8 protein-coding genes and 1 pseudogene are annotated in these 8,586 nt (G+C 47.4%); 8 read left to right on the top strand and 1 reads right to left on the bottom strand.

From position 1 onward, the window contains the following. Positions 1–582 precede the first annotated feature (582 nt). Both AC5I6P_RS24135 and AC5I6P_RS24130 read left to right on the top strand, forming a co-directional pair. Positions 583–4,317 carry a GAF domain-containing protein gene (locus AC5I6P_RS24135; RefSeq protein ID WP_495696316.1) on the top strand — a complete coding sequence of 1,245 codons (3,735 nt, stop codon included), beginning with the start codon at positions 583–585 and terminating at the stop codon, positions 4,315–4,317. A 276-nt stretch (positions 4,318–4,593) separates the two neighbouring features. Beyond that, positions 4,594–4,758 (top strand): hypothetical protein, encoded by a 165-nt coding sequence (locus AC5I6P_RS24130; protein ID WP_495696315.1) that lies wholly within the window; start codon positions 4,594–4,596, stop codon positions 4,756–4,758. 173 nt (positions 4,759–4,931) lie between these two features. On the opposite strand, the gene AC5I6P_RS24125 is transcribed toward AC5I6P_RS24130, so the two are convergent. After that, on the bottom strand, positions 4,932–5,273 hold the full coding sequence (locus tag AC5I6P_RS24125) for a winged helix-turn-helix transcriptional regulator (protein WP_495696314.1): 342 nt from the start codon (positions 5,271–5,273) through the stop codon (positions 4,932–4,934). A gap of 122 nt (positions 5,274–5,395) precedes the next feature. On the opposite strand from AC5I6P_RS24125, the pseudogene AC5I6P_RS24120 reads away from it, so the two are divergent. The 6 genes and pseudogenes from AC5I6P_RS24120 (at position 5,396) to AC5I6P_RS24095 (ending at position 8,547) form a co-directional block, all read left to right on the top strand. Next, a pseudogene (locus tag AC5I6P_RS24120) lies at positions 5,396–6,128 on the top strand (SDR family oxidoreductase). Positions 6,129–6,404: 276 nt separating this feature from the next. Then, on the top strand, positions 6,405–6,962 hold the full coding sequence (locus AC5I6P_RS24115) for an antibiotic biosynthesis monooxygenase (protein WP_495696313.1): 558 nt from the start codon (positions 6,405–6,407) through the stop codon (positions 6,960–6,962). Between the two features lie 38 nt (positions 6,963–7,000). Beyond that, the gene (locus AC5I6P_RS24110; protein WP_495696312.1) at positions 7,001–7,435 is read left to right on the top strand and encodes an antibiotic biosynthesis monooxygenase family protein; all 435 of its coding nucleotides are present in this window, start codon (positions 7,001–7,003) and stop codon (positions 7,433–7,435) included. Further along, a complete protein-coding gene (locus tag AC5I6P_RS24105) occupies positions 7,432–7,566 on the top strand; it encodes a helix-turn-helix domain-containing protein (RefSeq protein ID WP_495696311.1) in 135 nt (44 codons plus the stop codon). Before AC5I6P_RS24110 ends, AC5I6P_RS24105 begins: the two co-directional genes overlap by 4 nt. Before the next feature lie 227 nt (positions 7,567–7,793). After that, entirely contained in the window at positions 7,794–8,093 is a 300-nt protein-coding gene (locus AC5I6P_RS24100; RefSeq protein WP_495696310.1) for a hypothetical protein, read from the top strand. 130 nt (positions 8,094–8,223) lie between these two features. Next, positions 8,224–8,547, top strand: a complete 324-nt coding sequence (locus AC5I6P_RS24095) for a hypothetical protein (protein WP_495696309.1) — start codon at positions 8,224–8,226, stop codon at positions 8,545–8,547. The last annotated feature ends 39 nt before the right edge of the window (positions 8,548–8,586 follow it).

Below are 8,586 nucleotides of genomic sequence, written 5' to 3'. Positions count from 1 at the left end.
TTTTAAGTCGGAAAAATAATCTGAGACAAAAAGAAAAATAATTTGAGACTCGACATCTTCTGACAGCTTACGGGATGAGAGCTTCTTTCTTTTGCTACGCTACATCTGACCTTTTCAGACGTCCTCTCAGAAACGCTAAAAATGAGATGCCCTTTCAGTAATGTTTACAGGCGTGAAAAGCTTGGCTTCTAATTGGTCGCTGCGGTCAACTAATTTGTTACTCTAGATAAATCCGGTTGAGCGGCACTTGCTTATGGTTGTGCCTTCTCCTAAATTTTGTGCCGTTGCTTGTAAGGGATCACCACTTAACGCGACGAACTATTGCCGAAAAAAGGGGAACAAGTCACAACCTGAGCTTACTTATTGTCTTACAACACTACTTACCGTCCCGCAACGCTACTTACCGTCCCGCAACGCTACTTACCGTCCCGCAACGCTACTTATCGTCCCACAACGCTACTTATTGCCTTACGACATGTATGTGTTGTTTTATGGTGTTTTGTTTTAAAGGAATGGTTTTTATCAAATACTGATAAGAGTCTGTTGTGACGAACATACTACCAAGCGTTTTGGAATTTTGTGGTGTCTAAAGATTCGATAGCCTCTTTGCTTTCCCCGGAAGTAATTTTAGGAAAAATCTCAGAAATCACCCTTCAAATCCAACAGTGTAGGGAACTAGAAAGCATCTTGCAGTGGGCACTCGGCGATATTAGAGTACTGTTGCAAACCGATCGCGTTCTCATCTATCGCTTTCTGGAGGATCAGGATGCTGTTGTAGCATTTGAGTCTATTGGTACGGACTGGACACCTATCCTCGGACAACTAGTCTACGACCCGTGTTTTAATGCAACTTGGGTCGAACGCTACAAACAGGGACAGACTGCTACCATCTCAGACATTCACGATGGGACGGTTGATCCTTGCTATGTTCAACTCCTAGAACGCTTTGGGGTGCAAGCCAATGTGGTGGTGCCGATTTTCAGTCAGGACATCTTGTGGGGCTTGGTGATTGTCCACCACTGTCGCACCCCGCGCGAGTGGCAGTCCCTGGAGGTACAGCTATTGCAGCACATTGCCCTGCACCTAGGGATGGCTATCCAGCAAGCGGAACTGCGCCAACGCCAGCAACACTTAGAAATCCAGCTTGAGCAGCACACCGTTGACCGACAACAAGCGGCAATCGCCTCACAAGCTGTAATCCGCATGGCAGGAACAGAGGCCGACATCACCGAGAAAAAGCAGGCTGAAATTGCTCTGCAAGAGAGTGAACACCGATTTCGAGTACTTTCCCAATCTGCTCCTGTAGGCATTTTTTTGACGGATGCCACAGGGTCTTGCACGTATGTTAATGAGCGCTGGTGTGAGCTAACCCAATTAACGAGCGCACAGGCGGTTGGTGAGGGGTGGCGGCAGGCAATTCATCCCGGCGATCGCCCACGCATTTTTGCAAAATGGAGTGCTGCGATTCGGGAGGGCAGAGAGATTAACCCGGAGTTCCGCTTCCTGCGTCCAGATGGGCTGAGCGTATGGGTAGCAGGGAGAGCCACTGCCCTAAAAGAACCAAATGGCGATATTTCCGGCTTTGTTGGCACGGTGAGTGACATTAGTGATCGCAAAGCCGCCGAAATCGCCCTGGTAGAATCGCAGCAACAATATCAAACCTTAGTGGAAAATTCCCCAGATATCATTGAGCGATTTGATCGGCAACTGCGGCACCTCTACGTCAGCCCAGCCCTCACCAAAATGACCGGGACTCCAGCCGAGGTCTTTTTGGGCAAGACCTACCGCGACTTAGGCATGGACGAGGTGATGGTCAGCGCCTGGGAGACTGCTGCTGCGCGGCTGTTGGCAACAGGACAGAAACAGGTGATTGAATTTGAAACCCTCACGCTTCAGGGTATTCGTTCCTTTGAAATGGTCATTGTCCCTGAATTGTCTGATCACCAGACGATTGAGTCGCTCCTCTGTCTTTCTAGAGATGTGACAGATCGCAAGGCTGCCGAAACTGCCCTGCGCGAGCAGCAGCACTTTACCGAGCAGATTGCTAGGTCTACCCTGGCAATTCTGTATGTCTACGACCTGATTGAGCAGCACAATACCTATTCCAACCAACAGGTTGAAGCGGTTTTGGGATACTCCCCAGACGAGATCCGGACAATGGGCAATGCTCTCTTTCCACTGCTGATCCATCCAGACGATTTGCCTACCGTGATGGCCAATCAACAGCGTCTTTTGAGGGTTCAGGATGACGAATTTGTGGAGACGGAATACCGAATGCGCCACAAAACGGGGGACTATCGCTGGTTACTGAGCCGAGATCGAATCTTTAGTCGCACGGCTGAGGGGTTGCCGAAGCAATCGTTGGGGGTTGCTACTGACATCACAATCCTAAAGGAAACCCAGGCTTCCCTACGCCAACAGGTGGAGCGCCAACGGTTGCTCACCGCGATCGCCCAACATATTCGTCAAACTCTGGATTTGGATCACATCCTCCAGACCACAGTGACTGAAGTTCGGCAGCTGCTGCAAACCGACCGCGTGATCATCTATCGGTTTGAACCCGACTGGAGCGGCATCATCATTGCAGAATCAGTGGCAGAGGGATGGCGGTCAATCCTGGGAATGCAAATCACCGATACCTATTTTCTCGCAACCCAGGGACGACCCTGTGAGCAGGGCATGGTGAGGGCAACCGATGATATTTACACCGCTCATCTAGCTCGATGTCATGTGGCACTGTTAGAGCAAATGCAGGTGCGGGCAAAACTGGTGGTGCCGATCCTGCAAGATCACCACATGTGGGGATTGTTAGTGGCCCATCATTGCCGCTCTCCCCGGCAATGGGAAGCCTTAGAAATTGAACTGCAACAACAGCTGGCAACGCAGATTGCGATCGCTATCCAACAAGCCGATCTTTATCAACAATCACAACTAGAACTAGCAGAACGCCAACTAGCAGAAATTGCCCTACAACAACTGAACCAGGATCTGGAACAACGGGTGCAAAAGCGCACCCAATCTCTGCACCAACAGGCAGAACAAGAGCGATTGCTGCGCTTGATCATCCAAAATATCCACCGCTCCCTCGATGTGGGAGAAACTCTCACTACTGTGCTTAGCGAGACCCGCCAGACCCTCAGGGCAGACCGAGTTGCGATTTATCAGTTTAATCCTGATTGGAGTGGCAATTTTGTGGCAGAGTCGGTGGATGAAAGGTGGGAGCCTTTGGTGCAACCGGATATCCAGAAAGTTTGGCAAGATACCGACTTGCAAGAGATCCAGGGCGGACGCTACCAAAACAATGAAACCTTTGCGGTTAACGATATTTATGCAATCGGGCACAGTCAGTGTCACATTGACCTGTTAGAGCAGTTTCAAGCGAGAGCCTATGCGATCTCCCCCATTTTTGTGAACGATACGCTGTGGGGTTTGCTTGCCGTCTATCAAAATAGTGGTCCCCGCAAGTGGCAGGAATGGGAAATCAGCCTACTCCAGCAGCTTAGTATTCAAACAGCGATCGCCCTTCGTCAATCTCACTTGTACCAATCCGTCCAGGCGCAGGTGAAAGAACTGGAGCGGCTCAACCAGCTGAAAGATGACTTCCTTAGCACCGTCTCCCATGAACTGAGATCGCCCATGTCCAACATTAAAATGGCAATTCAAATGCTGGAAATCAGCTTGAAACCTTTGGGTGTATTGGAAGATGAATCTAACGTCGTCAATCGCTATTTGAAAGTCCTGCGAGAGGAAGGGAAACGGGAGGTTAATTTAATCAATGATCTGCTGGATCTAGCGCGCCTCGATGCTGGGGCTGAGCCGCTCGATCCCACCAGCATAGCGCTCCAGTCTTACATTCCCGACCTGACAGAGTCATTTCTCGAACGCATCCACCAACATCAGCAGCAATTAGCCATTCACATTCCTGACAATTTACCCCCCTTCACTACCGATTTGCCCTTTTTGGAGCGCATTCTAACCGAACTGCTGCACAATGCCTGTAAATATACTCCGGTTGGAGAAACGATTACGGTGTCTGCTCAGTCCACCTCAGCAACCCTAGAGATTTGCATTAGCAACTCTGGCGTCGAAATTCCAGCCGCAGAGTGCGATCGCATCTTTGACAAGTTCTACCGCATCCCTAACAATGATCCTTGGAAACATGGTGGTACAGGGTTGGGGTTAGCTCTGGTGAAAAAACTGACCGAACGATTGGGTGGGACTATCCACGTTGAAAGTAGTGGTGGACAAACAGCCTTTATTTTAGAGTTCGGTTTTACGGGTGGCGAACTTCAACTGAGATCACATCGGCTATCTTGAGATTAATTTCCCTAGTTTTCGGAGGTGAATTGCCCTGTCCCTATCATTTGAACCAATTTGCCGCGTTCCGCACTTTTTGGGGTTGTGTCGCAAAAACTAACTGGTCTTCCCAGGAGATGTGCAACGAGGTTCAAATTGTAAAGCTAGAACAGAAACACTAGGGATGTTCTAGCAGAAGTAGGCAGTGGAAAATGACATGGTTAGCCTTTGGATTGAAGCAAGTGACGAGGTCAGAAATGACCAGCACTCCTGTAGCAGGAGTTGAATTGACCACGAATGAGCCAGCGAATCCAGTATCTAAAGCATAGCGACCATCGAAATATTAAGCGAGTGACAAAACCGAGGATGGGATTCGGGTCATTTAATACGGCAAGACGAACACTGAGAGGAATTGAAGCCATGAGTGTGATTCGCAAAGGACAGCTGAAGGGAACCAGTTGAGGAAACAGTGCGTCCCAAATGAAGTTTATTGAAAAGCTCTTTGGCATTAGTACTTGACGGAACGCGAACAAGATAGTTCATTTGTCACTAAAAAGTATTTGCGACACAACTCTTTGCTTCTATAGGTGGTTTTGCTCGAGCTACCTATCAAAATCACAGCAATTGTCACAGGATTAATCTGTTCCATCCGCTTTCATACCTTTAAGGTGCTCCTGCCCCCACTCACACAGTAGCTTAAAGACGGGTATCAATGTTCTGCCATAATTTGTGAAAGCATACTCAACTTTTGGAGGCATCTCTGAAAGCATTTTACGGCTAATAATTCCGTCACTTTCTAGTTCACGCAGTTGCTGGATCATCATTTTTTCAGTGATGTCAGGAATTAACCGCTTCAATTCGCTGTATCGCTTTGCTGCATCCTTCAGATGCCACAGGATTAAGAGCTTCCATTTGCCACCCAAGACTTTCAGGGTCGCTTGCACGAATGGTGTATTGTCAGCTGGTTCTGGTTGCATGAGAATCACATCTTGGTGAGCCGATAGGTACTTACTAAAAAGTTAGTACTTGCTAAAAAGACAGTAGAAGTATACCTTGCTATCTATCAAAGTTCGGTGTTCCAAACTTAGGATGCAAGGTAATGTCTTTATTGAAAGGAAAAATAGCGTTAGTTACGGGTGCCTCACGGGGAATTGGTCGAGCGAGCGCCGAACGGTTGGGGCATGATGGCGCAAATGTCGCCATTACCTATGCAGGCAATCGAGATAAAGCGGAGGCAGTGGTCGCAGCTATTCAGAGTAATGGGGTGCAGGCGATCGCAATCCAATCAGATATTAGCAATCTTGAAGAGACCCGCAACCTGTTTGGGCAAGTTCTCAGCACCTTTGGGCAGCTTGATATTGTGGTCAACAATGTTGGTGTATCTACTTACAAGCTAACTGCGGATATGCTCGAATCTGATTTTGATCACATCTTCAACACCAATGCCAAAGGCACATTTTTTGCTCTGCAAGAAGCTGCAAAGCATCTCAGTGACGGTGGACGCATCATTATTATCCAGTGGTGCAACCAAGCAAAGTATTCCAATGGGTGGGGTCTATGCTGCTAGTAAAGCTGCGATCGAGCAGTTTAGTTTTGCCTTATCCAAAGAGCTAGGACATCGGGGTATCACGGTGAATCTAGTTTCTCCAGGAGTCACTGAAACCGATGGATTAATTATGCCTGCCGATGCTTTAGAGCATCTGATTCAATCGACACCCCTCGCTCGTCTTGGACAACCAGCCGATATTGCAGATGTCGTAGCGTTTCTGTCCTCCGATGATGCCCGTTGGGTCAATGGACAAATCATTCAAGTGAATGGTGGCATCCTGTAAATCAATGTTGTTGAGAACTATACGCTATGTCTCAAGCCAACGTTGTTGATACAAAACCAGCCACTATAGCCCTAGCAAAGCGGAACTGATCACTGGTGTAGTTGTGGACTCTCTGCCAATCAACCCTTCTATAACAGTTTACACAAGGGAACTGACTTTAAACCCGTAACCTTTCACAGGGATGGGCAAAAGCAAGTCGTCCTGTGCTGGTGTAAAGTGACTGGGAGACTTCCTTTCTCCGATGGCTCTCATAACAATCTTTAGATCTAGGAAACCATGATGCAGTCTCCTGCTGGAGTTGTCTCTATTATTAGGCACGTTAAGCCGGGTTCGGAAGCTGCATTTGAAGAAGCAGTGCGAGGTGTAATTCTCGCGGCTAGCGCCTCTCCGGGCTATGCGGGGAGTGAAGTTCTGCATCCCACAACGAAGCGGGGTGCATGGCAACTTATTTTGCGCTTTGATACTCTTGTTCATTTACAAGAGTGGGAAAAATCTCCTATTTGCCAGGGCTGGATTGCTAGAGCAGATGCACTCGGCATCGGTGATCCAAAAGTTTCGCGGGTCAATGGTTTAGAAGCTTGGTTCGCTTTGCCTGAGGTTCCGAATGCGCTCCCTTCGCCTAAATGGAAAACTGCAATTGTCAGCGCGATCGGTATCTATCCAGCCATTTCCCTGATGCCAATCCTGCTAAAACCAATCACGAATGAACTACCCGCTTGGCTAGCAACGTTCGTCAATATTGTCATCATGATGCCGTTAATGACCTGGGTCATCATGCCCCAAGTGACGCAATTATTTAAGCGGTGGCTTTATCCTTCTGCGGCAAGCCATTGAGCCAAAAAATCATCTAATCAAATTAAAAGAATGGATTCATGAATAACCTGCATCTAGAAAATGGATTCCCAGTCAATCCTATTCAAGTCGGTGATGGGATTGTTCTCATCAACATTTTTACGCTCGACCCGGCTAAGGCTGAGCAGTTTGTCTCTACACAAGTTGGTGAATACAAGAGGTTACAAGGTCAATTTCCAGGCAGTTATACAGCCAATCTGCATATTAGCCTTGATCGCACCCGAGCTGCTAACTATGCTCATTTTGCCTCTGTAGAAGATTATGTCGCGATGCGAAACAGCTCTGAATTTGCTGACCATTTAAAGCGTCTTCAGGGACTTGTAGTTAAAGCAGAACCCCAACTCTATCAAGTGGTTTACACACAGCATTCTAATATGCCAACTTCTGAAGAACCTTTACCTATGTTGCCCAATCCAGAACTTGCACCACAACTTGCGCCACCTTCACTCAGTTGACCCAGCTTCTTAGAACTACCAACCTATCGATCGCTACCGTTGCAACTCAAGTTGGTTTTGTCGATCAAAGTCACTTGACTCGCCATTTCAAACGTCAGGCTGGCGTGCCGCCTAGTCAATTTCTCCCTTAGAGCAGATTGACTGAGGTGAGCGAAAGATACGCTCGGCAAAGATCACTTCTCGCTTGATTTCATCGGCTTTGCTACGGCTGAGTACACCGCGTTAAACAACGGGAAACAACGCAGCGTCGCCGAGCGCAATGAAGCTGTGAAAGGGTTGTGCCGCAAATCTCAGGGGGAGACAGCGGGGTTGAAAGCAAGATGAGCTGGCAGGGTGGCGGAGGCTATGGGATGACGCTTTGGAAGCAAACCGTGGTCTTCGTCCACCTGGATATTTGTTTTATAACCGAATGGCTCAAAAGGCGGGAGATGAATTTGCAATGATGAAGATTAACGGCAGATTTGTTCGCTTTCGCCGCACTGCCGCAACAGGTCAAGAATTCTATGGTCAGCGAACTTCCCAAACGTTTGTTAGTCAAGCTTCACATCAACTTGCAGTTGATGTGAAGCTTGGACAACCCGGTGAAATCGAATCAGGTGCAACTACGGGTACACTTCAAGTGCAATACCAGGGTGAAACCTTGAAAATCTCAGTATGAGGCGATGCTGGTTATTAAGAGTGATGAGTCACTAATGACTTTTGTCATTTTAATCGATGACTTATGTGTGAACTCCATTACTTTCTTGATTTTTATACTGCTATTGATTGTAATCATTGAGGATTGATAAATGAAATATCTGAACTGGATTTTTAGAGCAACCTCTCTATCAATTTTGTGGATTTCAATGAATACAGCCTCTGTTTTAGCTGAACCTGCATCTCTTTTCAAACCTATAATTGATGACATTCAACAACAATTACCAGATGGGCTACAAATGCGGCTGCCAGCCTACCTATCTCAACAGGCACTAGCAATGCACCCATTTATTAAAGCTGACTCTAAAGGGTTACAAGTGTATCTTTCTCCCAAATCCAACTGTAATCAACCCAAATGTTCAATTGGTGGAATTGGCGTATTTACACAAGAAGGTTTTTCCGGCGTTGCTGAATGAGAAGATGAATTAGCATGGAATCGGCACATCTCGAAATTT

The organism is Myxacorys sp. (genome assembly GCF_059501405.1).
The sequence above is the reverse complement of the archived record's forward strand: the minus strand, read 5'-3'. Positions and strand labels throughout refer to the sequence as shown.

Bases quoted from the DNA above. Each gene is read 5' to 3' on its own strand.
- AC5I6P_RS24130 (WP_495696315.1), top strand. From the start codon at position 4,594: ATGAGCCAGCGAATCCAGTATCTAAAGCATAGCGACCATCGAAATATT.
- AC5I6P_RS24125 (WP_495696314.1), bottom strand. From the start codon at position 5,273: ATGCAACCAGAACCAGCTGACAATACACCATTCGTGCAAGCGACCCTG.
- AC5I6P_RS24115 (WP_495696313.1), top strand. From the start codon at position 6,405: ATGATGCAGTCTCCTGCTGGAGTTGTCTCTATTATTAGGCACGTTAAG.
- AC5I6P_RS24110 (WP_495696312.1), top strand. From the start codon at position 7,001: ATGAATAACCTGCATCTAGAAAATGGATTCCCAGTCAATCCTATTCAA.
- AC5I6P_RS24095 (WP_495696309.1), top strand. From the start codon at position 8,224: ATGAAATATCTGAACTGGATTTTTAGAGCAACCTCTCTATCAATTTTG.